21 protein-coding genes and 2 pseudogenes are annotated in these 25,476 nt (G+C 54.8%); 16 read left to right on the plus strand and 7 right to left on the minus strand.

Annotated features, from left to right (window positions below):
• Nucleotides 1-33 precede the first annotated feature (33 nt).
• The 3 genes from gatB (at nt 34) to mgrA (ending at nt 3,527) form a co-directional block, all read left to right on the plus strand.
• Entirely contained in the window at nt 34-1,539 is a 1,506-nt protein-coding gene (gene gatB / locus KW808_RS06835; RefSeq protein WP_003861409.1) for an Asp-tRNA(Asn)/Glu-tRNA(Gln) amidotransferase subunit GatB, read from the plus strand.
• A gap of 215 nt (nt 1,540-1,754) precedes the next feature.
• Nucleotides 1,755-2,333 (plus strand): NADPH-dependent F420 reductase, encoded by a 579-nt coding sequence (locus KW808_RS06840; RefSeq protein ID WP_170844363.1) that lies wholly within the window; start codon nt 1,755-1,757, stop codon nt 2,331-2,333.
• A gap of 108 nt (nt 2,334-2,441) precedes the next feature.
• On the plus strand, nt 2,442-3,527 hold the full coding sequence (gene mgrA / locus KW808_RS06845; RefSeq protein ID WP_003861413.1) for an L-glyceraldehyde 3-phosphate reductase: 1,086 nt from the start codon (nt 2,442-2,444) through the stop codon (nt 3,525-3,527).
• Here the strand turns inward: mgrA and lysE are convergent.
• A complete protein-coding gene (gene lysE / locus KW808_RS06850; RefSeq protein ID WP_003854734.1) occupies nt 3,524-4,234 on the minus strand; it encodes an L-lysine exporter in 711 nt (236 codons plus the stop codon). The two genes, mgrA and lysE, sit on opposite strands and share 4 nt — an antisense overlap.
• Before the next feature lie 61 nt (nt 4,235-4,295).
• Here lysE and KW808_RS06855 point away from each other — a divergent pair, with 61 nt between their 5' ends.
• Nucleotides 4,296-5,168: a LysR family transcriptional regulator ArgP gene (locus KW808_RS06855; protein ID WP_003861415.1), complete on the plus strand. Its 873-nt coding sequence runs from the start codon at nt 4,296-4,298 to the stop codon at nt 5,166-5,168.
• Here the strand turns inward: KW808_RS06855 and KW808_RS06860 are convergent, their stop codons facing one another.
• Complete coding sequence (locus tag KW808_RS06860) at nt 5,169-6,248, minus strand: glutathione S-transferase family protein (RefSeq protein ID WP_003861417.1); 1,080 nt, start codon at nt 6,246-6,248, stop codon at nt 5,169-5,171.
• A 134-nt stretch (nt 6,249-6,382) separates the two neighbouring features.
• On the opposite strand from KW808_RS06860, the gene KW808_RS06865 reads away from it, so the two are divergent.
• Together KW808_RS06865 and KW808_RS06870 are read left to right on the plus strand one after the other, a co-directional pair.
• Nucleotides 6,383-7,159 (plus strand): HNH endonuclease family protein, encoded by a 777-nt coding sequence (locus KW808_RS06865; protein WP_034983696.1) that lies wholly within the window; start codon nt 6,383-6,385, stop codon nt 7,157-7,159.
• Nucleotides 7,160-7,233: 74 nt separating this feature from the next.
• Nucleotides 7,234-8,292, plus strand: coding sequence for a DoxX family protein (locus KW808_RS06870; RefSeq protein WP_003861420.1), 1,059 nt, complete (start codon nt 7,234-7,236; stop codon nt 8,290-8,292).
• A gap of 428 nt (nt 8,293-8,720) precedes the next feature.
• On the opposite strand, the gene ilvD is transcribed toward KW808_RS06870, so the two are convergent.
• The 3 genes from ilvD to KW808_RS06885 all read right to left on the minus strand — a co-directional run bounded on the left by ilvD (nt 8,721) and on the right by KW808_RS06885 (nt 12,964).
• On the minus strand, nt 8,721-10,562 hold the full coding sequence (gene ilvD / locus KW808_RS06875) for a dihydroxy-acid dehydratase (protein ID WP_003854128.1): 1,842 nt from the start codon (nt 10,560-10,562) through the stop codon (nt 8,721-8,723).
• Nucleotides 10,563-10,691: 129 nt separating this feature from the next.
• A complete protein-coding gene (locus KW808_RS06880) occupies nt 10,692-11,327 on the minus strand; it encodes a PH domain-containing protein (protein WP_003861423.1) in 636 nt (211 codons plus the stop codon).
• Between the two features lie 47 nt (nt 11,328-11,374).
• Nucleotides 11,375-12,964, minus strand: a complete 1,590-nt coding sequence (locus tag KW808_RS06885; protein WP_034983703.1) for a mechanosensitive ion channel family protein — start codon at nt 12,962-12,964, stop codon at nt 11,375-11,377.
• A gap of 437 nt (nt 12,965-13,401) precedes the next feature.
• Between KW808_RS06885 and KW808_RS06890 the strand changes: the two genes are divergently transcribed.
• From KW808_RS06890 to ilvC, 3 genes are all read left to right on the plus strand, one after another.
• Nucleotides 13,402-15,282 carry an acetolactate synthase large subunit gene (locus KW808_RS06890; RefSeq protein ID WP_003861427.1) on the plus strand — a complete coding sequence of 627 codons (1,881 nt, stop codon included), beginning with the start codon at nt 13,402-13,404 and terminating at the stop codon, nt 15,280-15,282.
• Between the two features lie 13 nt (nt 15,283-15,295).
• Entirely contained in the window at nt 15,296-15,814 is a 519-nt protein-coding gene (gene ilvN, locus KW808_RS06895) for an acetolactate synthase small subunit (protein ID WP_003861429.1), read from the plus strand.
• 179 nt (nt 15,815-15,993) lie between these two features.
• Nucleotides 15,994-17,010 (plus strand): ketol-acid reductoisomerase, encoded by a 1,017-nt coding sequence (gene ilvC / locus KW808_RS06900; RefSeq protein WP_003854117.1) that lies wholly within the window; start codon nt 15,994-15,996, stop codon nt 17,008-17,010.
• Nucleotides 17,011-17,226: 216 nt separating this feature from the next.
• Here ilvC and KW808_RS06905 read toward each other — a convergent pair.
• Both KW808_RS06905 and KW808_RS06910 read right to left on the minus strand, forming a co-directional pair.
• A pseudogene (locus KW808_RS06905) lies at nt 17,227-17,997 on the minus strand (ABC transporter ATP-binding protein).
• A gap of 69 nt (nt 17,998-18,066) precedes the next feature.
• Nucleotides 18,067-18,945: pseudogene (locus KW808_RS06910) on the minus strand (ABC transporter substrate-binding protein); the annotation flags it as partial.
• A gap of 97 nt (nt 18,946-19,042) precedes the next feature.
• Between KW808_RS06910 and KW808_RS06915 the strand changes: the two are divergent.
• The 7 genes from KW808_RS06915 to KW808_RS06945 all read left to right on the plus strand — a co-directional run bounded on the left by KW808_RS06915 (nt 19,043) and on the right by KW808_RS06945 (nt 25,349).
• A complete protein-coding gene (locus KW808_RS06915) occupies nt 19,043-19,306 on the plus strand; it encodes a hypothetical protein (RefSeq protein ID WP_003861438.1) in 264 nt (87 codons plus the stop codon).
• Entirely contained in the window at nt 19,303-19,737 is a 435-nt protein-coding gene (locus KW808_RS06920; protein ID WP_003861440.1) for an acyl-CoA/acyl-ACP dehydrogenase, read from the plus strand. The genes KW808_RS06915 and KW808_RS06920 overlap by 4 nt, the downstream gene beginning before the upstream one ends.
• On the plus strand, nt 19,734-20,081 hold the full coding sequence (locus KW808_RS06925) for a hypothetical protein (protein WP_003861442.1): 348 nt from the start codon (nt 19,734-19,736) through the stop codon (nt 20,079-20,081). Before KW808_RS06920 ends, KW808_RS06925 begins: the two co-directional genes overlap by 4 nt.
• Before the next feature lie 123 nt (nt 20,082-20,204).
• A complete protein-coding gene (locus KW808_RS06930; RefSeq protein ID WP_034983704.1) occupies nt 20,205-20,693 on the plus strand; it encodes a flavin reductase family protein in 489 nt (162 codons plus the stop codon).
• Between the two features lie 62 nt (nt 20,694-20,755).
• Nucleotides 20,756-21,712 (plus strand): cation diffusion facilitator family transporter, encoded by a 957-nt coding sequence (locus KW808_RS06935; RefSeq protein WP_003861445.1) that lies wholly within the window; start codon nt 20,756-20,758, stop codon nt 21,710-21,712.
• 15 nt (nt 21,713-21,727) lie between these two features.
• A complete protein-coding gene (locus KW808_RS06940; RefSeq protein WP_003861446.1) occupies nt 21,728-23,545 on the plus strand; it encodes a GmrSD restriction endonuclease domain-containing protein in 1,818 nt (605 codons plus the stop codon).
• Between the two features lie 58 nt (nt 23,546-23,603).
• On the plus strand, nt 23,604-25,349 hold the full coding sequence (locus KW808_RS06945; RefSeq protein WP_003861448.1) for a hypothetical protein: 1,746 nt from the start codon (nt 23,604-23,606) through the stop codon (nt 25,347-25,349).
• Nucleotides 25,350-25,476: the final 127 nt, after the last annotated feature.

The raw sequence follows: 25,476 nt of genomic DNA on the forward strand, positions 1-25,476 counted from the left end.
ATGCTTGCACAATGATGACTAGAATAATGACCCATGACTGCAGCCTTTTATGATCTGATGGACTTCGATGAAGTTCTAGAGAAATATGACCCGGTGATGGGACTTGAGGTCCACGTCGAACTGGGCACTGAGACCAAGATGTTCTCTGCATCTTCTGCACACTTTGGCGCTGAACCCAATAGCAATGTTGACCCAGTTTCTTTGGGTCTCCCAGGCGCACTTCCTGTTGTTAACGCCAAGGGCGTGGAGTGGGCAATTAAGATTGGACTGGCGCTGAACTGCAGCATCGCTGAGTCCTCACGCTTTGCACGTAAGAACTACTTCTACCCGGATCAGCCTAAGAACTACCAGATCTCCCAGTATGACGAGCCAATCGCATACGACGGCTACCTGGATGTTGTTCTGGAGGACGGCACCGAGTGGCGTGTGGAAATCGAACGCGCTCACATGGAGGAAGACACCGGAAAGCTCACCCACCTGGGTGGTACTTCTGGTCGTATTCACGGCGCAACCGCTTCTTTGGTGGACTGCAACCGTGCAGGCGTCCCTCTGATTGAGGTTGTCACCAAGCCAATTGAAGGCGCTGGCGCTCGCGCTCCAGAGATCGCTAAGGCTTATGTCTCCGCACTGCGCGATCTGGTTAAGGCGCTCGGCGTGTCCGACGGCCGCTTGGATCAGGGTTCTATGCGTGTCGACGCCAACCTGTCCCTGCGCCCGATCGGCCAGGAGGAATTCGGCACCCGTACCGAAACCAAGAACATCAACTCCCTGAAGTCCGTTGAGCAGGCCATCACCTTTGAGATGCAGCGCCAGGCTCAGGTGCTGGACAACGGTGGCGTGATTGATCAGGAAACCCGCCACTACCAGGAGGCCGACGGAAGTACCTCCAAGGGTCGTCCAAAGGAAACCGCTGAAGATTACCGTTACTTCAACGATCCTGACCTGCCTCCAGTGATCGCGCCTCGCGAGTGGGTGGAAGAAATCCGCGCAACTCTTCCAGAGCTGCCTTGGGTTCGCCGTGCACGTATCCAGGAAGAGTGGAAGCTTTCCGACGCCGAGATGCGCGACCTCATCAATGCCAATGCACTCGACCTCATCATCGAGACCGTGGAAGCGGGTACCACTCCTGATGAAGCTCGTGCTTGGTGGGTTTCTTACATCTCCCAGAAGGCCAACGAGTCTGGTGTCGAGCTCGACGCTCTCGGTGTTGCGCCAGCTCACGTTGCTCGCGTCGTTGCGCTTGTTTCTGAAGGCAAGCTGACCAATAAGCTGGCACGTCAGGCTATCGACGGCGTTATCGCTGGCGAAGGCGACGTTGACGCAGTTGTTGCTGCTCGTGGACTGGAAGTTGTTCGCGATGACGGCGCAATTGAAAAGGCTGTCGATGATGCCTTGGCCGCAAACCCAGACATCGTGGAGAAGTACCGCGCAGGCAACACCAAGGTCACCGGCGCCATCGTTGGTGCTGTCATGAAGGCGACCCGCGGTAAGGCTGACCCGGCTCAGGTGAACCAGCTGATCGCAAAGAAGTTGGCTTAAGCTTTTTTGCCGTTGAGCTGCTAAAAGTCTCGCATTAAAGGACTGCTTCCCTTCGGGGGAGCATTTCTTTTTAACTAATTGCTTGACGCATCAAGTAATTAGGGTCTAGTGTTGTGTTCATGATCAAAGAACTGCTCAACAAGCTCTTCGGAAACAAGAAGGCTTCCCCGGCAATGACACAATGTGAAACCATTTCACACAAGGAGAACAACACAATGACCACTTACACCATCTTCGGCCGCGGCAACATGGGCACCGCAATCGCAGGCGTCCTCACCAAGGGTGGTGCAACTGTAGAACACATCGGCTCTGCAGATTCTGGCACCGCAACCATCAACGGTGACGTTGTTATCCTTGCTGTTCCTTACCCAGCAGTAGAGTCCATCATTGCAAGCCACAAGGATGCTCTCGCAGGCAAGACCGTTATCGATATCACCAACCCACTTAACTTCGAGACCTTCGATTCCCTCGTAGTTCCAGTTGGTTCTTCTGCAACCGCTGAGATCCAGGCTCAGCTTCCAACCTCCCGCGTTTTGAAGGCTTTCAACACCAACTTCGCAGCCACTTTGGCTACCGGCAAGGTTAGCGATATCACCACCACCGTTTTAGTTGCAGGCGATGATGAAGACGCAAAGAACGCTCTTATCACCGACGTCAACGCTGGCGGCCTCGACGCCCTTGACGCTGGTTCCCTCAAGCGTGCACACGAGCTTGAAGCAGTTGGTTTCCTGCAGCTCACCCTTGCAGGTTCCGAGAAGATCGGATGGACCGGCGGATTCGGCCTGGTCAAGTAACACCCAGCCTCAAAAGCACTGATAAAAGCAGTCAACCCACCTCGGGTTGGCTGCTTTTTTGCATCCAGATGCACAAAGCCGTGGCACAAACGAGACAAACTGAGCACAATGGCAGTCATGGCATATCAACCAGCAGACAATCGCTATGACGACATGATCTACCGCAGGGTGGGAAATTCTGGGCTGAAGCTTCCGGCAATTTCGCTTGGGCTGTGGCACAACTTCGGTGATGACAAGCCGCTTTCAACGCAGCGCAGCATTATTCACCGCGCGTTTGATAGGGGAGTCACCCACTTCGATTTGGCTAATAACTATGGCCCTCCAGCAGGTTCCGCAGAGACAAACTTTGGCAGGATTTTGCGTGAGGATCTCAAAAACCACCGCGATGAGTTGATCATTTCTTCCAAGGCGGGTTGGGATATGTGGCCTGGACCTTATGGTTTTGGTGGTTCCCGAAAGTATCTGGTGAGTTCCCTTGATCAGTCCCTGACTCGCCTCGGCTTGGATTACGTGGATATTTTCTACCACCACCGCCCGGACCCAGACACTCCTTTGGAAGAAACCATGTACGCATTGCGTGACATTGTTGCGTCTGGAAAGGCTCTTTACGTGGGTATTTCTTCCTACGGTCCAGAGCTCACAGCGGAGGCTGCTGAGTTCATGGCGGAGGAGGGCTGCCCGTTGCTGATTCACCAGCCAAGTTATTCCATCATTAATCGTTGGGTAGAGGAGCCAGGCGATGACGGCGAGAATCTGCTGCAGTCAGCTGCCAACAATGGTCTTGGCGTCATTGCTTTCTCACCACTTGCGCAGGGCTTGCTCACGGACAAATATCTCGATGGAATTCCAGAGGGTTCCCGCGCCAGCCAGGGTAAGTCCCTGTCTGAGGGCATGTTGAACGTGAACAATATTGATATGGTCCGCAAGCTCAATGACATCGCTCAGGAACGCGGGCAGTCACTTGCGCAGATGGCGCTTGCATGGGTGCTGCGCGAGCAAGGAGAGTACGGCGCGGATACCGTGACCAGTGCATTGATTGGTGCTTCGTCAGTTGAGCAGCTGGACAACAGCCTTGATTCACTCAACAACTTGGAGTTTTCCGACGCCGAGTTGGAGGCGATCGATGAGATTTCCCACGACGCCGGCATCAACATTTGGGCGAAGGCCACCGATTCCAAAACCCGCGAAAACTAACCCATCAACATCAGTTTGATGGCCAATGCGGTCATCACAACTGCCACGACGACGTTGATCCAGCGCCACACCTTGGGGCTGGACAGCGGGCGTGACAATGCTGCTGCGCCGAAACCCACCAGCGGGAACCAGATCAGGCTTGCCGCGAACGCGCCAGCGGCGAAAATCCACCGTCCGGTGTCGCCGTATTGCGCGCCGACGCCGCCGATAAACACAAACGCGTCCAAATACGCATTCGGGTTCAACCAGGTCAGCACGATTGCCATCAACATGGGCTTTACCCAAACCCGCTGCTTATCGACGCTCACCTCCACCCGCACCCGGTTGCGCGTGTCAGTGGCCACCGCCGAACCGCCCAAAGGCGTGTCATCGGGCACGGTTGGTTCTGTTTCTTCAATGATCTGTGGCGCTTCCACCTTGTTTGTCATGGCGTCTTTCGCTGCCATGACGGCAAACCATAACAGGTAAGCGATACCACCCCAGCGCATAATATCGAGCACGATCGGCGCGGCATTGGACAAAAGATCAACGCCCAAGGTGCCGGCGATGAACAAAAAGACGTCAGAAATTAAACACACGAGAAGAACCGCAATGAGTCCTTCGCGCTTAATTCCTTGTTTAATCACCAGTACATTCTGCGGTCCGATGGACAGCAAAAGACTGGCCCCCAAAAGCAGACCTGTAATGAAGATTTCCATGATCACCATCGTGACCTATGGAGGTACTTAAGTAAAATGATTGGTTCTTAACATGGTTTAATATAGCTTCATGAACCCCATTCACCTGGACACTTTGCTCTCAATCATTGATGAAGGCAGCTTCGAAGGTGCCTCTTTAGCCCTTTCTATTTCCCCCTCGGCGGTCAGTCAGCGCGTTAAAGCCCTCGAGCATCAGGTAGGGCGAGTGCTGGTATCGCGCACCCAACCAGCTACAGCAACCGAAGCAGGCGAAGTTCTTGTACAGGCAGCGAGAAAAATGGCACTGCTGCAAGCAGAAACCAAGGCGCAACTCTCCGGACGACTCGCTGAAATTCCGTTGACCATCGCGATTAATGCCGATTCACTGTCCACGTGGTTTCCTCCCGTGTTCAATGAGGTAGCCTCTTGGGGTGGAGCAACGCTCACGCTGCGCCTGGAGGATGAAGCGCACACATTGTCCTTGCTACGACGTGGAGATGTCTTGGGGGCGGTAACTCGTGAAGCTAATCCAGTGGCGGGCTGTGAAGTGGTAGAACTTGGAACCATGCGCCATTTAGCAATTGCAACGCCCACGTTGCGGGATGCCTACATGGTTGATGGGAAACTTGATTGGGCAGCGATGCCCGTCTTACGCTTCGGTCCCAAAGATGTGCTTCAAGACCGTGACCTGGACGGGCGCGTCGATGGTCCTGTGGGGCGCAGACGCGTATCCATTGTCCCGTCGGCGGAAGGTTTTGGTGAGGCAATTCGCCGAGGCCTTGGTTGGGGACTTCTTCCCGAAACCCAAGCTGCTCCCATGCTAAAAGCAGGAGAAGTGATCCTCCTCGATGAGATACCCATTGACACACCGATGTATTGGCAACGATGGCGCCTGGAATCTAGATCTCTAGCTAGACTCACAGACGCCGTCGTTGATGCAGCAATCGAGGGATTGCGGCCTTAATTACTTCTGAAAAGGTTCAGGGTTTTTCACTTCTTCGCCCGCAGGAATTGGGTCAGGAAGAGTAACCCCTTCAGTAAATGGGGAGCCACCGAGCTTTTCACGGCCGTGTGGTGTCGCGAAACCAGACAGATCTGGTCCGACTGGAACGATCCGGGTCGGGTTAATCTCTGCGTGGGTGATGTAGTAATGCTGCTTGATTTCGGTGAAATCGGTGGTGTCGCCAAAGCCTGGGGTCTGGAAAAGATCCCGCAGGTAGCCCCACAGATTCGGCATTTCGGTGATCTTGTTGCGGCCACACTTGAAGTGTCCGTGGTAGACGGCATCGAAACGCACGAGGGTTGGGTAGAGGCGGATATCCGCCTCGGTGATGTGATCCCCCATGAGGTAACGTCGCGTCGATAAGCGATCTTCTAGCCAGTCCAATGCAACCCAAAGCCGCTTGTACGCCTCGTTGTGCGCTTCCTGGCTACCGGCAAAGCCGGTCCTGTATACGCCGTTGTTGACCTCGGTGAAGATGCGCTTCATCACTGGCGCCATCTCCTCGCGCAGCTCCGCGGGGTAGAGGTCAGGCGCACCCTCACGGTGGAACTGCTTCCACTCAAGATTGAAATCGATGGTGATGGAAGGGTAATCGTTGGTGACGACCTTCTTAGACGATTCCTCCACGAGCGCTGGGACGGTAATGCCGCGCGGGTAATCGGGGAAGCGGTTGAAATACGCGTCCTGTAGACGAGGAATCTGCAGCACGGGATCAAGATGGTTTGGATCTAAATCGAAAGTCCAGGAACGAACGTCGTGAGTCGGGCCGGTCAGACCAAGCGAGATCACGTTCTCCAGGCCGAGAAGACGACGGGTGATAACGGTGCGGTGTGCCCATGGACATGCGCGGGCAGCGACTAAACGGTAGCGACCAGCCTCGACAGGCCAATGGAAAGTGCCATCTTCCTGAGCAATTGGTTCGGATCCCGCTGGAACGTCTGCGACGATGCGGTCATCGATGTAGTTGGTATCGCGAACGAACTCGCCGTCTGCTGATGCATTTTGTGGGGCGCCTGCCCAATCGGATGACGTGTTAGTCACTGTGTGGTGTCCTCTCTTGGAAATTTAGATGATATGTCAACAATATTACGAAGTGGAATGAAAATCAACGATTGAACAAATGTTCGGGGTGATTGCAGACGTGTCCTGCACAGTTGATATGGTGTGAAACCATCATGGCTCGATCACAAAAAAGAACACCTGCTAGCAGGTCAACCAAAAAAGTTAAAAGTGTAATATCCAGCATCATCACGATTGCCGTGGCTGCAGTCGCTTTTGCAGCTTACGTTATAGATGGTGGGGTAGAAGAGGCGTCTGGAACACCGACGTCTTCGGAAAGCTCGGTAGCGGCAAATGCTCCAGCGGCATCTAGCGAGACTGCGGCTGAATACCGTGCGATGCTCGCTTCCCTTGACGTTAAAGGTCGTGCCCCAGGAACAGGATATGGCCGCGAATTATTCGGACCCGCATGGACCGACACTGTTTCCGTGGAATATGGGCACAACGGCTGCGATACCCGCAACGACATCCTGCAGCGCGATTTGGACGACATTCAGCTGCGTGAAGGAACAAAAGACTGTATCGTCACGAGTGGCCTGCTCAGCGATCCATTTTCTGGCGAACTTATTGATTTCGTTCGCGGTGAACGTTCCGGCGACGTGCAGATCGATCACCTGGTCCCATTACATGACGCATGGGTCAAGGGAGCACAGCAGTGGGATGAGCAAACTCGAAAGAACTTTGCCAACGATCCCGACAATCTTCTCGCCGTTAAAGGTACGCTTAACCAGCAAAAAGGTGCGAGCGATGCAGCAACCTGGCTTCCACCAAACACAGCTTTTAGGTGCGATTACGCAAAGAAGATCATCACCGTTAAAGATCGCTACAAGGTGTGGGTGACTGAGGCTGAAGCAAGCGCCCTGGAACGCCAATTAGATACGTGTGCTGCATAACAGTCACATAAGCTTTTGGGGCGCGCCGAAGTTATATCCACATTGCGGAAGTTAATTCGCATATTCTGGGGCACATGACTGATAACTCGCGAAATTCAAATCAGAATTTTGATCAACCAGACCTGAACGATCTCGATGATGATTCGGCCATCCCTACTTACAAGGGACCATCGCCTTCCGCGAATTCCTCCAACGCTACCGAGCGCCTCGGCAGTGTTTACGACCGAACTGGCCGTGCAGCGCCCCAAAATATTCCGCCAGCATCCGGGTCGGCTGAAACCACAGCATTTGAGCGTCCAGATAATCAATCTGCAAAGCCAGTGGCTTCCGAAGCTCCAACAACTATTACGCCGGCAAGCTCTGGTGCATTAGCATCCGATGCTCCGACGTCTTATGTTCAGGCGCAGCCTTCCCAGCAGCAGACTCCTCAGCAAGTTCCGCCAGCTCCGCCGACACAAGTTACTCGTCAGATTAGCCGTCCTGAAGAGCCTGTTTACCAGCCAGAACCGTCTTATTCGGAGCCTTACACTGACTCTGATTTCGCGCCAGCAGGTGCGGCCGCTGCGGCAGCTGCAGTAGCTCCACCAATGATTGCGGAACAGCCACAAATTGTTGAAGATGCCCGCCGAGGTACCCTCGATTTCGGCCTGTTGATTATCCGCGCAGTCATTGGTGTCTATTTGATCGTCCGTGGAGTCTTTACATTCTTCACCCTTGGAGGATCTGCCGGTCTTGCTGGCCTCGAGGCAGAGTTCGCTGGTTACCAGTGGCCTGAAATCCTCGCGATCCTGCTTCCATCTATTGAACTTGCAGCTGGTGTCTTCCTGCTCCTTGGTCTGATGACCCCAGTGGCAGCAGCGGTAGCCACGGTGGCGACATCCTTTACCACCCTTCACCAAGTCAACACTCATGAAGGTGGTTGGGGTGAACTTAGTGAGCCATTGATGCTGGCACTGATCCTCACCATCGTAGTTGTCGGACTTCAGTTCACCGGCCCCGGCAAGATTTCCCTTGACTCTGGCCGAGGTTGGGCAAAGCGTCCACTGGTGAGCTCGTGGATCTTCGTGGTCATCGGCATCGCAGCGGCAGTTCTGCTGTGGTGGTTCGGTGCGGGTGTGAACCCAATCGCGTAGCCAAAGTTTTAGAAAAAGACCCTCCTGGTGAGGGTCTTTTTCATGCCTGGGTTCGGTTTGGGGCATGGTGCTGTAGAAGGCTGTTTAAGGATTCGTAATTGCCTAATGGGTTCAAGTGTGGGGAGAGGTGTTTGAGGCGCTTAAACGGAAGAATAGGGCCTATCCACTTTGGGGTCAGTGGGGTAGTTGTGGTTCCTGAAAGCTTCCAGGGCAAGGACCCACCACAAACAGGCGTTCGCCCTTTGGAATCGGTCCGAAAGTTGCACGCATAGGGCTATAAAGCGGGAAAATCCACCACAACCAGCAGAAATCCTGCAACTTGTGGTGAGTATTTGCAACGGGGAGCTCCACCACGCCCACACAGCCCAAGACATGAAAAAGCACCGGAACCCAAAGTAGGGAACCGGTGCTCAAACACTTACAAAGGGTTAGTCGACCTGACGGACTGCACCCTTATCAGCGGAGGTAGCCATCTTTGCGTATGCGCGCAGTGCCTTGGTGACAACGCGGTTACGGTTGACTGGCTGCCATGGCTTCTCGGAGGCGTTCATAGCGTCGCGGCGGCGCTGGAGTTCCTCGTCGGAGACCTGAACTTCGAGCTTGCGGTTGTGAACGTCGATGGAGACGATGTCGCCGTTTTCGATCAGACCAATGACTCCGCCGTGTGCTGCTTCTGGGGAGACGTGGCCGATGGACAGTCCTGAGGAACCTCCGGAGAAACGGCCGTCGGTGATCAGTGCACACTTCTTGCCCAGGCCGGATCCCTTGAGGAATGCGGTTGGGTGAAGCATTTCCTGCATGCCTGGTCCACCTGATGGGCCTTCGTAGCGGACGACCAGAACTTCGCCAGCTTGGATGGTCTTGGTCAGGATGACAGAGACTGCCTCTTCCTGGCTTTCGACAACTCGTGCTGGTCCGGTGAAGTTCCACAGCTCTTCTTCGATACCTGCGGACTTGATCACTGCGCCGTCAGGGGAGATGTTGCCGCGAAGAACAACCAGGCCGCCGTCGGCGGTGTAGGCGTGTTCAACGTCGCGGATGCAGCCCTTGGCAGCGTCGGTGTCGAGTTCGTCCCAGCGGTTCTCGGTGGAGAATGCTTCGGTGGTGCGGATGCCACCTGGGGCTGCGTGGAAGAGTTCGGTTGCTACTTCGGTGGTCTTGCCAGAGCGGATATCCCAGTCATCCAACCAACCTTCAAGGTCGTTGGAGTGAACGGAGTGGACGTCCTTGTTCAGCAGGCCACCGCGGTTGAGCTCGCCGAGCAGTGCTGGAATGCCACCGGCGCGGTGGACGTCTTCCATGTGGTAGTCGGAGTTTGGTGCAACCTTGGACAGGCAGGGGACGTTTTTGGACAGTTCGTCGATGTCTGCGAGGTCGAAGTCAACTTCGCCTTCCTGGGCAGCTGCGAGGATGTGGAGGATGGTGTTGGTGGATCCACCCATGGCCATATCCAGTGCCATTGCGTTTTCGAATGCCTTCTTGGTGGCAATGCCACGTGGCAGAACGGATTCGTCTTCTTCACCGTAGTAGCGGCGGCACAGTTCAACGACGGTTTCGCCGGCCTTTTCAAACAGTGCGCGACGTGCTGCGTGGGTTGCCAGAGTGGAGCCGTTGCCCGGGAGAGAAAGTCCCAGAGCTTCGGTGAGGCAGTTCATGGAGTTCGCGGTGAACATACCAGAGCAGGAGCCACAGGTTGGGCATGCGGATGCTTCAACGGCTGCAAGGCCTGCGTCGTCGACTGCATCGCTTGCGGATGCGGAGATCGCGGTGATGAGGTCGGTTGGTGCGTGTGCAACGCCGTCAACGACGACAGCCTTGCCAGCTTCCATTGGGCCACCGGAAACGAAGACCACTGGGATGTTCAGGCGCATTGCTGCGTTGAGCATGCCTGGGGTGATCTTGTCACAGTTGGAGATACACACCATGGCGTCGGCGGTGTGTGCGTTGACCATGTATTCGACGGAATCGGCGATGATTTCACGGGATGGCAGGGAGTACAGCATGCCGCCGTGTCCCATGGCGATGCCGTCATCGACGGCGATGGTGTTGAATTCCTTTGGAACGCCACCGGCTTTGCGCACTGCATCTGCCACAATATCGCCGACGTTCTTAAGGTGAACGTGTCCGGGCACGAACTGGGTGTAGGAGTTCACGATGGCAACAATTGGCTTGCCGAACTCATTTTCCTTGGTGCCGGTGGCACGCCAAAGGGCGCGAGCGCCAGCTGCATTGCGACCGACGGTGGTGACTTTTGAACGAAGTGGGATCATGATGCGCTTTTCAAATCTGCTCTTAAAGAGCGGCGGGTGGTTGTCAAGAATCAACGGCACTTTGAAAACTTGGGTGAGCTTCTACTCGTGCAGAGGTGTGGACCTTTGGTTCGGACGGCTTATTACACTCTAGTGCTGTGACGCAGGGTTATCACGATGTGAGGTTTCAGACGCGGCTTGTCCGGTCTCTTGGGATTCAACGCTTTCTGTTTGTGTTGTATTCCCATCGGTGCCGTCATCGAAGTTCAACTGAACTGGCTTGCCCAGTGCCTTTTGGCGCTCCAAGTACTCTTCCTTGGACATCATCACGGAGTAGCCGTCTTCTTGAACGACTACAACCTTGCCATCGGCTGCTTCCTTGCTTGCGGTGATCGCATCGGGGATGCGGCCGTGGGAAGCAGCTTCAAGGCGGGGAAGGGAGTTGAAGGTGACGCCGGGGAGGGTGACTTCTGCATCGGAGGTGGTGCGAGCGAAAGTGCGGGCACCCTTGAATCCGATTCCTGCGAGGTCTTCCCAGGCCACAACCTTTTTGCCCTTGAAGGCGTAGTTTGCGGTGATGCCCTGTTCATCAACGATCGTGGATGATTTTAGAACCCAGTAACCGAAGATGACAGGGAGCGCGAGCAGCCAAAACAGGTACTGAGGGGCTGCGCCGATGACTAATAATGAGATCAGGCCAAAAACAACGGCGCCCAAAATATGGGTGCGTTCTGGGTGAAATTTTTCGGAAAGCTCCACGGATGCCTTTTCTGCGTCTGAACTCATAATTTCCAATAGTAGTAAAGAAATGGGACACGTCTGTAATCAGCGTCCTAAGGGGTGGACGTCGGCGCAACTGTCTCTTGAACCGCGGTTGCTGGAGACTGCGTCTGCGACGCAGTCGTTTCCTCCTGCGACGTGGCTTCCTCGGTCGGTTCGATGGTGTCGGCTCGCTGGGGCGTTGCGGTTGCAGGGGTTGAGGTTTCCTGCTGCGTTTCGACGCTAGATTCCATCGTTGGGGTCTCCTCCACCGTAGTGGGCACTGTCATCGAAGAAGTGCTTACTGGCGCGGAAGTTTCGGAGGTGGTCACCGCAGTTGAGGTGGCAGTGCTTGGTGACAGCCATCCACTGGAGTTTTGCCAATTCTCACTTGGTTCCACAGTCATGACCTTAAATAGTGACAGCAAGAGCAGCGCACCCAACAACAGGGAAGTGCTCATGCGGACACGTCCGCCAAACGACAGGATCTTCTGCCACCGATTTGGGTAGTAATCAGTGCGGAAGAAGCCTCGGAGAGAGTGATCTGGTTTTGCTGTTTCTTCCGGTTCTTCGCTGGAGAGTTCTTGTTCCAGCACATCGGAATCAAGTTCCTTCTCTGGATTGCCTGCATTGATCGCCGAGGCGTCTGCATTGTCTGCATCGTCGTTAGACGATGCAGCTAGCGATGCAACCGTCGCCGCAGCCTCCGGCTTCGGTTCCTTAAGAGCCTGGGGGGAGGCGTCGATAAGCGAGGTCTTTGGCTCTTCATGCTCAACGTGTAAGGAATCAATGAGGGTTCCCGATGTAGTGGTTGCGCTGCCGTATTCTTCCCAGAATTCGTTGATGATTTCTGTGCGGATGGCGCGTTCGACCAGCCATTGATTGCCGGCGGTGACTTGCACGAGGAAACGCATGGTGACCATCCACGGCATGCCGACCACCGTTGGCGGTGTGACTTCCGTGGCTGGGTGCACATCGAGTTCACCGAGGATTTCCGGTGCGATTTTCTCCTGGCCAAGTGCGCGACGAGTCGCAGCTTCAGAGCGCGCGATGACATCTGTGATGTTTTCAGAACCCAACATGGGGATCGGAATAACGACAACCGCACGCGACCAGTTATTAGAATTGTTGATGCACACTTTCGCCGTGGAGTTGGGGATGATCACGGTCTCTTGTGCAATCGTGCGAATTTTGGTCGCGCGCATGGTGATCTCAATGACGGTGCCTTCGACAACGATGCCGTTGCCCTCAAAACGCACCCAGTCACCCACGCCGAATTGCTTTTCCGTCAGGATGAAAAATCCGGCCAAGAAGTCCGCAACAATCGACTGCGCACCAAGGCCAATGGCAGCTGACGCAATGGTTGCCGGAATCGCAGCGCCCGCGAGAGAGAAACCAAAAGCCTGCATCGCGGAGACGGCAAGCATGAAAAACGCCACAATTTGCGCGATATAAACGCCAACGCCAGCGAACGCGAGCTGGTTCTTAGTGGTGTCCGCATCGGCTGCAGACTCCACTCGCCGCTTGATAATACGCATGGCCAGTCGGCCGATACGTGGAATCAAAAACGCCAAGACCAGGATAATTGCTACATCAAAACCGGTATCGACAATCCAATTCCACAATGAATAGAGCAAATATTGAATGGGTACGCCTAAAATCATGAGCCAAGATTAGCGCTGAAAAGTAGCGGGAGCCTGCCTGAACTTTGTGAGAATCCTGATTCCTTAACCGAAGTGGGGGAGTTTTGGGGGTGGGAATTTTCGTGCGTTGTGGAATTGGAAACTCGATGTGTGTAGCATGACACACCATGACCATTATTCGACTTGTAGTAGTAACCGCGCGGCGCCTGCCGTAACGGCCTTCCAAGTCGTCTCGTCAAGCGCCCTCGACAACACTCACCACAGTGTTGGAACGAGGGCTTTCTTGTTGGTTATGACCCAAGTAGCCAACTTTGCAACAGACATCTGTCGCACTGCGTGCACACGCATCCGCGTCGGAACAATTTTAAATGAGGGCTTTGTCTTTAGGCTGAGTTGAAATCGGCTTGGCTTGGACGGGTCCTGTGAAAATCCTTATTTAGTAAAGGAGCCAGAAAGTCGTGAATGTGGCAGCTTCTCAACAGCCCACTCCCGCCACGGTTGCAAGCCGTGGTCGATCCGCCGCCCCTGAGCGGATGACAGGTGCACAGGCAATTGTTCGATCGCTCGAGGAGCTTAACGCCGACATCGTGTTCGGTATTCCTGGTGGTGCGGTGCTACCGGTGTATGACCCGCTCTATTCCTCCACAAAGGTGCGCCACGTCCTGGTGCGCCACGAGCAGGGCGCAGGCCACGCAGCAACCGGCTACGCGCAGGTTACTGGACGCGTTGGCGTCTGCATTGCAACCTCTGGCCCAGGCGCAACCAACTTGGTTACCCCAATCGCTGATGCAAACTTGGACTCCGTTCCCATGGTTGCCATCACCGGCCAGGTCGGAAGTGGCCTGCTGGGTACCGATGCTTTCCAGGAAGCCGATATCCGCGGCATCACCATGCCAGTGACCAAGCACAACTTCATGGTCACCGACCCCAACGACATTCCACAGGCATTGGCTGAGGCATTCCACCTCGCGATTACTGGTCGCCCTGGCCCTGTTCTGGTGGATATTCCTAAGGATGTCCAAAACGCTGAATTGGATTTCGTCTGGCCACCAAAGATCGACCTGCCAGGCTACCGCCCAGTTTCTACTCCGCATGCTCGACAGATTGAGCAGGCTGTCAAACTGATCGGTGAAGCCAAAAAGCCAGTCCTTTACATTGGCGGCGGCGTTATCAAGGCTGATGCACACGAAGAACTGCGTGCATTTGCTGAGTACACCGGCATCCCAGTTGTCACCACCTTGATGGCATTGGGTACCTTCCCAGAGTCCCACGAGCTGCACATGGGTATGCCAGGCATGCACGGCACCGTGTCCGCTGTTGGCGCACTGCAGCGCAGTGACCTGCTGATTGCTATCGGTTCCCGCTTCGACGACCGCGTCACCGGTGACGTTGACACCTTCGCACCTGATGCCAAGATCATTCACGCTGACATTGATCCTGCCGAAATCGGCAAGATCAAGCAGGTTGAGGTTCCAATCGTGGGCGATGCCCGCGAGGTTCTTGCTCGTCTGCTGGAAACCACCAAGGCAAGCAAGGCAGAGACCGAGGACATCTCCGAGTGGGTTGATTACCTCAAGGGCCTCAAGGCACGTTTCCCACGTGGCTACGACGAGCAGCCAGGCGATCTGCTGGCACCACAGTTTGTCATTGAAACCCTGTCCAAGGAAGTTGGCCCCGACGCAATTTACTGCGCCGGCGTTGGCCAGCACCAGATGTGGGCAGCTCAGTTCGTTGACTTTGAAAAGCCACGCACCTGGCTCAACTCTGGCGGCCTGGGCACCATGGGCTACGCAGTTCCTGCGGCTCTTGGAGCAAAGGCTGGCGCACCTGACAAGGAAGTCTGGGCTATCGACGGCGACGGCTGTTTCCAGATGACCAACCAGGAACTCACCACCGCCGCAGTTGAAGGTTTCCCCATTAAGATCGCACTAATCAACAACGGAAACCTGGGCATGGTTCGCCAATGGCAGACCCTATTCTATGAAGGACGGTACTCAAATACTAAACTTCGTAACCAGGGCGAGTACATGCCCGACTTTGTTACCCTTTCTGAGGGACTTGGCTGTGTTGCCATCCGCGTCACCAAAGCGGAGGAAGTACTGCCAGCCATCCAAAAGGCTCGAGAGATCAACGACCGCCCAGTAGTCATCGACTTCATCGTCGGTGAAGACGCACAGGTATGGCCAATGGTGTCTGCTGGATCATCCAACTCCGATATCCAGTACGCACTCGGATTGCGCCCATTCTTTGATGGTGATGAATCTGCAGCAGAAGATCCTGCCGACATTCACGAAGCCGTCAGCGACATTGATGCCGCCGTTGAATCGACCGAGGCATAAGGAGAGACCCAAGATGGCTAATTCTGACGTCACCCGCCACATCCTGTCCGTACTCGTTCAGGACGTAGACGGAATCATTTCCCGCGTATCAGGTATGTTCACCCGACGCGCATTCAACCTCGTGTCCCTCGTGTCTGCAAAGACCGAAACACTCGGCATCAACCGCATCACGGTTGTTGTCGACGCCGACGAGCTCAACATTGAGCAGATCACCAAGCAGCTCAACAAGCTGATCCCCGTGCTCAAAGTCGTGCGACTTGATGAAGAGACCACCATCGCCCGCGCAATCATGCTGGTTAAGGTCTCTGCGGATAGCACCAACCGTCCGCAGATCGTCGACGCCGCGAACATCTTCCGCGCCCGAGTCGTCGACGTGGCTCCAGACTCTGTGGTTATTGAATCCACAGGCACCCCAGGCAAGCTCCGCGCACTGCTTGATGTGATGGAACCATTCGGAATCCGCGAACTGATCCAATCCGGACAGATTGCACTCAACCGCGGTCCGAAGACCATGGCTCCGGCCAAGATCTAAACAGCAATTAATCTGATTGCACCTGCTGCATAAATGTGACTAGTCAAACACCGTCTAATTGCATGTGTGTGGTAGAACAATAATGTAGTTGTCTGCCCAAGCGAGTTTAACTCCCACGATTTACAGTGGGGGCAGACATCTTTTCACCAAAATTTTTACGAAAGGCGAGATTTTCTCCCATGGCTATTGAACTGCTTTATGATGCTGACGCTGACCTCTCCTTGATCCAGGGCCGCAAGGTTGCCATCGTTGGCTACGGCTCCCAGGGCCACGCACACTCCCAGAACCTCCGCGATTCTGGCGTTGAGGTTGTCATTGGTCTGCGCGAGGGCTCCAAGTCCGCAGAGAAGGCAAAGGAAGCAGGCTTCGAGGTCAAGACCACCGCTGAGGCTGCAGCTTGGGCTGACGTCATCATGCTCCTGGCTCCAGACACCTCCCAGGCAGAAATCTTCACCAACGACATCGAGCCAAACCTGAACGCAGGCGACGCACTGCTGTTCGGCCACGGCCTGAACATTCACTTCGACCTGATCAAGCCAGCTGACGACATCATCGTTGGCATGGTTGCGCCAAAGGGCCCAGGCCACTTGGTTCGCCGTCAGTTCGTTGATGGCAAGGGTGTTCCTTGCCTCATCGCAGTCGACCAGGACCCAACCGGAACCGCACAGGCTCTGACCCTGTCCTACGCAGCAGCAATCGGTGGCGCACGCGCAGGCGTTATCCCAACCACCTTCGAAGCTGAGACCGTCACCGACCTCTTCGGCGAGCAGGCTGTTCTCTGCGGTGGCACCGAGGAACTGGTCAAGGTTGGCTTCGAGGTTCTCACCGAAGCTGGCTACGAGCCAGAGATGGCATACTTCGAGGTTCTTCACGAGCTCAAGCTCATCGTTGACCTCATGTTCGAAGGTGGCATCAGCAACATGAACTACTCTGTTTCTGACACCGCTGAGTTCGGTGGCTACCTCTCCGGCCCACGCGTCATCGATGCAGACACCAAGTCCCGCATGAAGGACATCCTGACCGATATCCAGGACGGCACCTTCACCAAGCGCCTCATCGCAAACGTTGAGAACGGCAACACCGAACTTGAGGGCCTTCGTGCTTCCTACAACAACCACCCAATCGAGGAGACCGGCGCTAAGCTCCGCGACCTCATGAGCTGGGTCAAGGTTGACGCTCGCGCAGAAACCGCTTAAGTTTCGCCCCTTTGACGGCTTAACCGCCGCATAGGAAATGCCCTCCGGACTAATTGTCTGGAGGGCATTTTTGCTACCTGCTGTGCACTTTGTACATAAGGCAACAAGATTTTGGCAAAATGGTGGCCAAAATCAGGAAATCTTGGTGCCGAAAGTACGCGCGGAAGAAAAAGGCCACCCTTTTCAAAGGGTGGACTTTAAAAGACGTGTTAGAAACTAGTGCTCCAGCAGATGCAGCATCCGCTTACGCAGGGCTGTGGTCTCGGCTTCAACAGAAGCGTCTTCACTCAGTTCGTGTCGGGGGCGGGGAAGATTCACTGGAATATCGGCGATGATGGTGGCTTCGGGGCTCTTGGACATCACGAGAACTCGGTCGGAGAGCAGGATGGCCTCGTCGACGTCGTGGGTGACCATGACGACGGTGCGGCGGGAGGCTTCCCAAATGTTGAGTAGTTGGAGCTGGAGTTCGCGGCGGGTGAGGGCGTCGAGGGCGCCGAAGGGTTCGTCGAGAAGCATGATTGGTGGGTCGATGGCGAAGGCGCGTGCGATGCCGACTCGCTGTTGCATGCCGCCGGAGAGGCGGGCGGGGCGCCGTTCGGCGGCGTCGGTGAGGCCTACTTGTTCGAGGTGGGTGCGGGTGATGTCGGCGCGTTCGGTTTTGCTCAAGGAGGGGCGCGCGGAGCGGAGGCCGAAGTCGATGTTGTCGCGTGCGGTCAATCAGGGCGGGAGGGCGTGGTCTTGGAAAACCATGCCTCGGTCAGGTCCTGGTCCTTTAATTTCTTCGTTGCCTGCGCTGACTGTGCCGGTGGATGGGGAGGCCAGTCCGGCGATCATTTTGAGAATTGTTGATTTTCCGCAGCCGGAAGGGCCGAGGAGGGAGACGAATTCACCGTCGTTGATGGTGATGCTCGTATCGCCAATGATAGTGGTGGAGCCGTAGGACTTGGTGATCGCATTCAGCTCGACGGAAGCGTTTGGTTTAGTCATAGCGAACTACTTTCTGCAACGCACCGATGAGGTGGTCAAGGATTAAGCCGGTGATGCCGATGATCACGATGGTCCATCCAGCAACGCGGCAGGCTGGTTGAGGTATTTTTCCTGCGACAGCGTGCGTGCCGACGAATCAAATTGTGCCGGATTGCTCAAAATTGCGGAGGCTTCCTCCAGCGCATTAAGCACACCCTGAGCCGCCGTGGGGTGTTCAGCTTTCCACTCTTTGGCCATCGCCACGGCGCAGCATGGATGTTTGTCCCACAGTTGTTTGGTCAGCAGCCAAATCCGGCAGGAGCCATTGCTGATGGCGCGTTCATTAAACGGCCCAGGCCCAATGAATCCATCGATGCCCTCAACTGTTAATTGTGCGACCATATCGGCAGGTCGGAGCAGGTGAAGCTCAAGATCGGCGATGGGATCAACTGCGTTTGAGGCGAGATAATCGCGCAGGAGCAGCGCATGGACTGAATATTCAAAAGGAATTCCCAGCACCATGCCTTTAAGATCCGCCGCTGAATTGACTGAACCATAGTGCTTTGACGCCAGGGTAATTGCTTGCCCATTGGTGTTCTGGGTAAACGACAGCTCCGTCGGGCGCGACGCGTTGGTCACTCCAGCATTAATCGCCACAGTCATCGGCGACAGCATGTGCGCAACATCAAGCTGCTCTGTTGCATAGGCGGTCCACAGGTCGGACCAGCCTGAGTACTTCTTCAACGTGACATTCACGCCGTGTTTCTTAAACAGCCCTAGCGCATCTGCGATAGCAATCGGCGCCGAGCCCGCAATAGGCACGTAGCCAATGGTCAGGGGAGTGTTATCCGCAGGTTCATTATTGCTTGTCGACGTCACGTAGCGGGCCGCTCCGGCCAATGCGGTGCTCAAGGACGCAAAAGCGCCCAGTTGCAGAAAACGCCTGCTGTCTAAGAGGATATGTGTCACGGTTGCAGCATCCTTAAATCAGGCGCCATACCGAGTGTTCTTTGAATTTGAATAGGCTGGTCTGTATTCATTAGGCGATGTCTTGTGAGATTAGTAAATGGCCACAGCTCTAGCCCCTTATCCACTTGACTCCCCGGTTCTAGAAAAAGACCTCATCGACACAGTGGTTGCTAACGCAAAAGCTGTAGACAAAGCAGAACTTGATGCCCGCTACATCCTGAAACTCCTTGCGGAGCAGGGGAAGATCAGCGTTGGAGCCCTCGCAACACCGACGGTAGTCTCTTGGAAATGGCGCGCACCGTGCGTGAGCTTTCCCGCTAGGACCTGTCTACTGCCTTCACTTTGTGCGAACACCGCATGACCTTGGATTACTTCAAGGCATCCGGCACTGACTATGCTTTGGGATTGGCTGCAGAGTCGGAAGCGGCACGACGCACTGGTATCACCGGCATGGCGAGTGCATTCAAGGAGTTTGCTGGTTGTGGTGAGATCGACCTTGAAGCAACCAGAGTAGAAGGTGGCCTCAAAGTCAGTGGAAAGCTTCGTTGGGCTTCCAACTTGTGCGAAGATCCAGTGATTGTGCCTGCTGCAAAGACCGCAGAGGGCGTACAACTACTGTTCGCCTTGGGTGCAGAAACCGAAGGTGTCACCCTCGGTTCTTCACTTGCTCTACTCGGTTTGAACGCAACTGCTTGCGCTTGGGTGAGCTTTGAGGATGTCTTCATTCCTGGGGCTCAGATTCTAAGCCACGATTTCCTTACCTTGTGGCATCGGTGCGCCCAACCTTCGTGATCTTACAGATCTCTGAATACTTCGGTGTCGCTGAAGCTGCGATTAATGCAGCCACTGGACGTCTGACCAGCCTCAACGAAGTGTTTATCGACAACGCTGCCGAGATCCAAGACAACCTTTCTTCGCTGGTCCCGCTTCAGAAAGATTTGGCACAGCGAGTCAACGTTGAAGGAGTCAATCCTGTTACTCCAGTTGATCTACTGGAACTTAGCCTCGGTTCCGCGCAGCTGGCCGTTGCTGCAACTGCCATTGAGGTTCGTGTTGCTGGAGGAGCAGGTTATGTAAAGTCTTCATCAACGTCTCGTCGTTTCCGTGTTGAAATGGGAGCTTGCACGGGTCCGTGATCTACAGGCCACGCAAAACTAAATCACTTTAAATATCAACACCCTGTTCACTGTCTGGTGCTTTCTGGGCAGCGGATGGGGTGTTTGTTCTTCTTATTCAAGTTTTTGGAAAGATAATTAACTATGACTTTAAAAACAGTAAACGGAACGCAGCTGCGCGACACTGTCGGATCGTTCCCTTCAGGTGTCACGGTGGTCACCACTACCGATGGGGAAGTGGACCACGGGTTGACGGTGAGTGCGTTCGTGTCCTTGTCGTTGGAGCCTGCCATGGTGTTGGTGAGTATCGATAAGAAATCAAGCGTTGTGCCGTTTTTGGAGCAGGGTTCACCAGTTGCTGTGTCTGTGTTATCGGAAGAGCAGAGCGATTTGGCCATCACATTTGGCCGTCATCTGGAAAACAAATTCGACGGCGTTTCCATTAAGCGTTCAACAAACAGGGCAGCGGTCTTGGAAGGTGCGTCAGCATGGTTGAGTGGCGCTGTGGTGGATAAATACCCAGGTGGAGATCACTTTATTATCACCATTGCCGTGGAAGAGTGTGCTCACGACGAGGAGCAAAAGCCACTTCTTTACCACCGTGGCAGGCTTTTTCGGTGGCAAGAAGATTAATTCTCCACCCCTTCGTTTTCAATAAGCTTTCAATAAGGGGAGAAGTGTGCTTAGCTGGGGTCATGGAAAGTCACGATCTTCAGCAGCGCAGTTATGCGCACAATCCCGATGGCCACGACCACAGCCATGACGGACTCGGACACTCACATGCTCCCAGCTCCCTCAAGGCTCTTTTTGCGGTCATCATTTTCACCTCGATCATCTTCCTAGCGGAACTAATCGCCGGCCTTGTTTCCGGATCTTTGGCACTGCTGGCTGACGCCATGCACATGCTGTCCGACTCCACTGGCTTGATCATTGCGGCTGTCGCCATGCTCATTGGTCGTCGGGCACGCACGTCCCGCGCGACCTACGGATACAAGCGTGCGGAAGTCTTGGCAGCGATGGTTAACGCCACCGTTGTTACAGCACTGTCTGTGTGGATCGTCGTTGAGGCCATCATGCGTCTGGGCAAGGACGTGGAAATCCAGACCAACCTTATGCTCATCGTCGCGGTCATTGGTTTTGTCACCAACGGAATTTCCGCCCTGGTGTTGATGCGCCACCAAGATGGCAATATCAATATGCGTGGAGCATTCCTTCACGTTCTCAGTGACATGCTGGGTTCCGTTGCCGTCATTATTGCGGGCCTGGTGATTCGATACACGGGATGGATGCCGGCCGATACCATTGCTTCGATTGCGATTGCTGCGATTATTATTCCTCGCGCATTCAGCCTCCTGAAGGAAGCTCTCAATATCTTGTTGGAGCGTGTTCCTACAGGTGCGGAGCCTGCAGAGGTCGACGCAGCCCTTCGTAAAGTCCCAGGTGTCAGCGATGTGCATGATCTTCACATTTGGAGCATTGACGGCAAGGAAATCCTGGCCACGGTGCATTTGGTGGTGGATTCGTCTACAAATCAGCTGCATAGTTGTGGCGTGTTGGATCGGGCAGAAGCGGAACTATCCAAACTTGGGATCTTGCACTCAACAATTCAGCTGGAAAGTGCAGATCACAGTGATCATGAAAGTGTGTGCTGATATAGAGTATGTCCCATGGGGTTTTCCACACCAAGCTATCCGCTAAATGATCTGTTCGCCCGCATTGACCGAGGCGATATCCAACTTCCCGATTTTCAACGGGATTACGCTTGGGATGTTGATCGCATCCGAAGCCTTATAACCACTGTTCTTCGTGGTTTTCCAGTAGGTGTGCTGATGGCACTAGACACCCGCGGCGAGGAAATGCGTTTCCGGCCACGCGCGCTGTCCGGTGCCCCAGATACGGGCAAGGATCCAGGTCTTTTGCTTCTCGACGGACAACAGCGCCTCACCACCCTTTATCATTGCTTCAGTGGCGATGGCTATGTAAATACGGTGGACTTCCGATCAAAGAAAGTGACCCGGAAGTTTTATATTGATGTTGCCAAGGCTGTTGAATCTCCGGTCATGTCCGATGAGGCTATTTTTTCAGTCGACGAAACCGGCAAAATCATCTCCCACTTCGGTCCAGTGATCGACGGCGGCATCACCGATTTAGAAACAGCACTTGCTCATGGTTGCCTTCCAGTTTCTGTGCTGCTGGATCAAAATGGCACTGACTTCCTCTTTGACCTCGCCGATATGGCAGGAGAAGGCGCTCGCGAACACGCGAAGCGCTTCCAATCACAAATCGTTAAGACCTTAGTTAGTTACGACATCCCAATGATCCGACTGGATCGTGAAACAGCCAAGGGTGGAATTGGTTCCATCTTTGCTCAGGCCAATAGCTCTGGCTTGCAGATGGATGTCTTTGATTTGCTCACCGCGGTGTTCGCAGCCGATGAATCGGTGGAGACCGAGTTCTCACTGCGTGATGACTGGGTGCGGGTTGAACGAAACCTTCGCCAACACTCCGCACTTGATGGCATCGGCAGCACGGAGTTCCTCACCGCAGTAGCCCTGTTGGTCAGTGCCCGCAAGGGACATGCGTCTGGTTACCGTGAAGATATCTTGAACTTGACGCTGGCTGAATACACTCCTGCTGCCGATGAAATGATCAAGGGCTTCGACGAGGCGGCTGAATTCCTGCGTCAGCGATGCATTTTGAGCCTCGACCAGGTTCCATACACCGCGCAGATTGTTCCACTGGCCGTGATCCTCACCCTGCTTGATGCAGAAGAAATGGCCACCGCACGTTCATGGGATCGTTTGAATCAGTGGTTCTGGAGCGGTGTCTTGGGTGAGCTTTATGGCTCGCCTGCTGTGATCGCACGTTCCGGTCGCGATACCGATCAAGTTGCTGCGTGGATTCGTGAAGGTGCCGGCGAAACTGCGGTTGTGCCAAAGACTATTCGCGATACCGTTTTCCACGAATCACGTCTTCTCAGTGCAACCCAAGACACCGGAGTGTGGAAGGGTATCTTCGCACTGCTCATGGGCAGGGGAGCACGCGACTGGCGCACCGGACAGCAGTTTGATCGCTGGACTTTTGATGAGCTGGGTTGCAATTTCCACCAGATTTTCCCCACCAAATGGTGCAAGGAACGCGGCATCGATCCTGTCCTTACGGAATCAGTACTGAACCGCACCCCGATGGGTCGCCGTACCGAAGTAGTCATCGGCGATACCCCTCCATCCCGCTACCTGTCTCGTGTTCAATCCAAGTCGCTCATGGGTGATGAGGAATTCGATCAGATGCTGGATACCCACCTGCTCAGCGCGGAAGACCTGCACAGTTCCAACACCACGCACTTCTTTGCTTCTAGACGCACCAACTTCATCGACATGGTCGAGGATGCCATCGGTAAAGCGGTGATCAGGGACGTCAACGAGTCAGATCTCACCGGTGGACACGATGGTCCCGATGCATTTGGAGACGCTGCCGAGGAGTAGTGTCCACCTGCTCGGTTAGGATTGACCGAAAGAGTACTTCAACCTTTAGGACATCCATTTGGCACATCTTGTTTTTCCGGTACGTCGCATTATTGCAGCAACCACCACAGCAGTGGTGGCGCTAGGCCTGGTTTCCTGTTCAACGGACAGCAGCCAGGAAGGCGCCAACGGTGCTGCGGAGGTGATGGCGGAGGGCGCGTCGACAAGCGAAGTTGTCGACGATTCGCCCTACCGCGAAGCGCGCGCTGAAAACGTGGCGCGTGTGGTGTCGGAGGATTTTCCGAGTACCCCGACGGTGATCAGTGACGCCGACTACTCCGGAATCAAGGCTAGCGAGTTGTTTTTTGATTCCTCTGACAATGTTGTTGTCGCTGGCAATGGTATTGCAGAGGAGCTGCGCGCGGCCTCGATCGGTGTGGTTGCGCATGCGCCGGTTCTGCATGCGCGCGGTGATAATAACGCCGCAGTCATGGCGGAAATTAAGCGTCTCGGCGCTTCAACGGTGTTGTTGATTGGCGATGCGCTGCCAGAACTTGCCGAGGATGAGACGATCACCAAAGTCATTCATGACGACGGTACCGAAGAAGGATTAGCGCAGCTCACCGCTTTACAATTTGAGAAGAAACAGGTTGACACGGTGGAGGATCTGGTTCGGGAAACCGCCAGCCTCACCCCTGAGGATCAAACACTGCTCGTACCTGCGTGGGGTGGTGTGGCGCCGACGCCTTCCGACGACAAGCTGGCTGCCTTCCCGCTGCAGTCCAAACGTGACGGTGAAATGTCGCCGATCGTGATTGCCAGCCCAGAATCTGGAATCTCCGCTGTGGCGACTGCGCGTGCATTCGGCGCAGAAATTCGATTCATGGATTATCCCGACCCGCGATTCAACCAAGAGCAGATGAAGATGGTTGCCGGCCTGTCTGACCGTCCTTTGCTTGCACTCGGTGATCAATTTGGGACCGGCGAACAGCTCGCGGAAAAGATCAAGCGTGGGGAAGAAGTAACCACTGAACTACCCGGCGGTGGAGGACTTGTTTTCCCAGGTCGACGCATGGTGGCACTGTACGGACACCCATCCGGACCAGCTTTAGGCGCACTTGGTGAACAACCAGCCGCCGAAGCCGTGGCGCGCGCGACCGACATGGCTGCGCAGTACCAAGAGTTCGAAGACCAGCCCGTGATTCCGGCATTCGAAGTAATCGCAACGGTTGCCTCTGAATTCGCAGGCGACGACGGCAACTACTCCAACGAATTCCCCGTGGAAGATCTAGTCGGATACGTTGACGCCATCACCGAAGCCGGCGGATACGCAGTCCTGGACCTTCAACCCGGACGCGCCAACTTTCTCGACCAAGCCAAAATGTATGAAGAACTCCTCAAACGACCAAACGTTGGATTGGCGCTAGATCCCGAGTGGAAAATCGGACCCGATGAGCAACCCATGACCCGAGTGGGCTCTGCAGATGCCGCCGAAATCAACGAAGTATCCCAGTGGCTCGCCGACCTGACCGCCGAGAACGATCTTCCACAAAAGGCATTTGTGCTGCACCAATTTCAATTGGCAATGCTCACCAACCGGGATCAAATCAACACCGATCACCTGGAACTGGCTGTCGTGTTGCACGCAGATGGACACGGAAACGCAGGGGATAAGTACGCAACTTGGAACATGCTTCGCGAGGGACTGAGCCCGAACTACTTCATGGCGTGGAAAAACTTCTACGACGAGGATTTCCCGACCTTCACTCCGCAACAAACCTATGAAGAGGTCGATCCGCGGCCATGGTTTGTGTCGTATCAGTAGTTTCGGGGAGCTTCGGGCTCGCTTGTTGGCAATGTGAGCGGTGAGTTAGCTTTCGACCAAACCACACTGCCCACGAATCCTAGAAATGGGATCCGTGGGCATTCCTGTCTGGTTTAACGGCCTTGAA

The organism is [Brevibacterium] flavum (assembly GCF_019317305.1).
Taxonomy (GTDB): Bacteria; Actinomycetota; Actinomycetes; order Mycobacteriales; family Mycobacteriaceae; genus Corynebacterium; species Corynebacterium glutamicum.

What these genes read in the sequence shown, in the direction of transcription:
- gatB (WP_003861409.1), top strand. Translation starts at nt 34, where the DNA reads ATGACTGCAGCCTTTTATGATCTGATGGACTTCGATGAAGTTCTAGAG.
- KW808_RS06840 (WP_170844363.1), top strand. Translation starts at nt 1,755, where the DNA reads ATGACCACTTACACCATCTTCGGCCGCGGCAACATGGGCACCGCAATC.
- mgrA (WP_003861413.1), top strand. Translation starts at nt 2,442, where the DNA reads ATGGCAGTCATGGCATATCAACCAGCAGACAATCGCTATGACGACATG.
- lysE (WP_003854734.1), bottom strand. Translation starts at nt 4,234, where the DNA reads ATGGTGATCATGGAAATCTTCATTACAGGTCTGCTTTTGGGGGCCAGT.
- KW808_RS06855 (WP_003861415.1), top strand. Translation starts at nt 4,296, where the DNA reads ATGAACCCCATTCACCTGGACACTTTGCTCTCAATCATTGATGAAGGC.
- KW808_RS06865 (WP_034983696.1), top strand. Translation starts at nt 6,383, where the DNA reads ATGGCTCGATCACAAAAAAGAACACCTGCTAGCAGGTCAACCAAAAAA.
- KW808_RS06870 (WP_003861420.1), top strand. Translation starts at nt 7,234, where the DNA reads ATGACTGATAACTCGCGAAATTCAAATCAGAATTTTGATCAACCAGAC.
- ilvD (WP_003854128.1), bottom strand. Translation starts at nt 10,562, where the DNA reads ATGATCCCACTTCGTTCAAAAGTCACCACCGTCGGTCGCAATGCAGCT.
- KW808_RS06880 (WP_003861423.1), bottom strand. Translation starts at nt 11,327, where the DNA reads ATGAGTTCAGACGCAGAAAAGGCATCCGTGGAGCTTTCCGAAAAATTT.
- KW808_RS06885 (WP_034983703.1), bottom strand. Translation starts at nt 12,964, where the DNA reads ATGATTTTAGGCGTACCCATTCAATATTTGCTCTATTCATTGTGGAAT.
- ilvN (WP_003861429.1), top strand. Translation starts at nt 15,296, where the DNA reads ATGGCTAATTCTGACGTCACCCGCCACATCCTGTCCGTACTCGTTCAG.
- ilvC (WP_003854117.1), top strand. Translation starts at nt 15,994, where the DNA reads ATGGCTATTGAACTGCTTTATGATGCTGACGCTGACCTCTCCTTGATC.
- KW808_RS06915 (WP_003861438.1), top strand. Translation starts at nt 19,043, where the DNA reads ATGGCCACAGCTCTAGCCCCTTATCCACTTGACTCCCCGGTTCTAGAA.
- KW808_RS06920 (WP_003861440.1), top strand. Translation starts at nt 19,303, where the DNA reads ATGACCTTGGATTACTTCAAGGCATCCGGCACTGACTATGCTTTGGGA.
- KW808_RS06930 (WP_034983704.1), top strand. Translation starts at nt 20,205, where the DNA reads ATGACTTTAAAAACAGTAAACGGAACGCAGCTGCGCGACACTGTCGGA.
- KW808_RS06935 (WP_003861445.1), top strand. Translation starts at nt 20,756, where the DNA reads ATGGAAAGTCACGATCTTCAGCAGCGCAGTTATGCGCACAATCCCGAT.
- KW808_RS06940 (WP_003861446.1), top strand. Translation starts at nt 21,728, where the DNA reads ATGGGGTTTTCCACACCAAGCTATCCGCTAAATGATCTGTTCGCCCGC.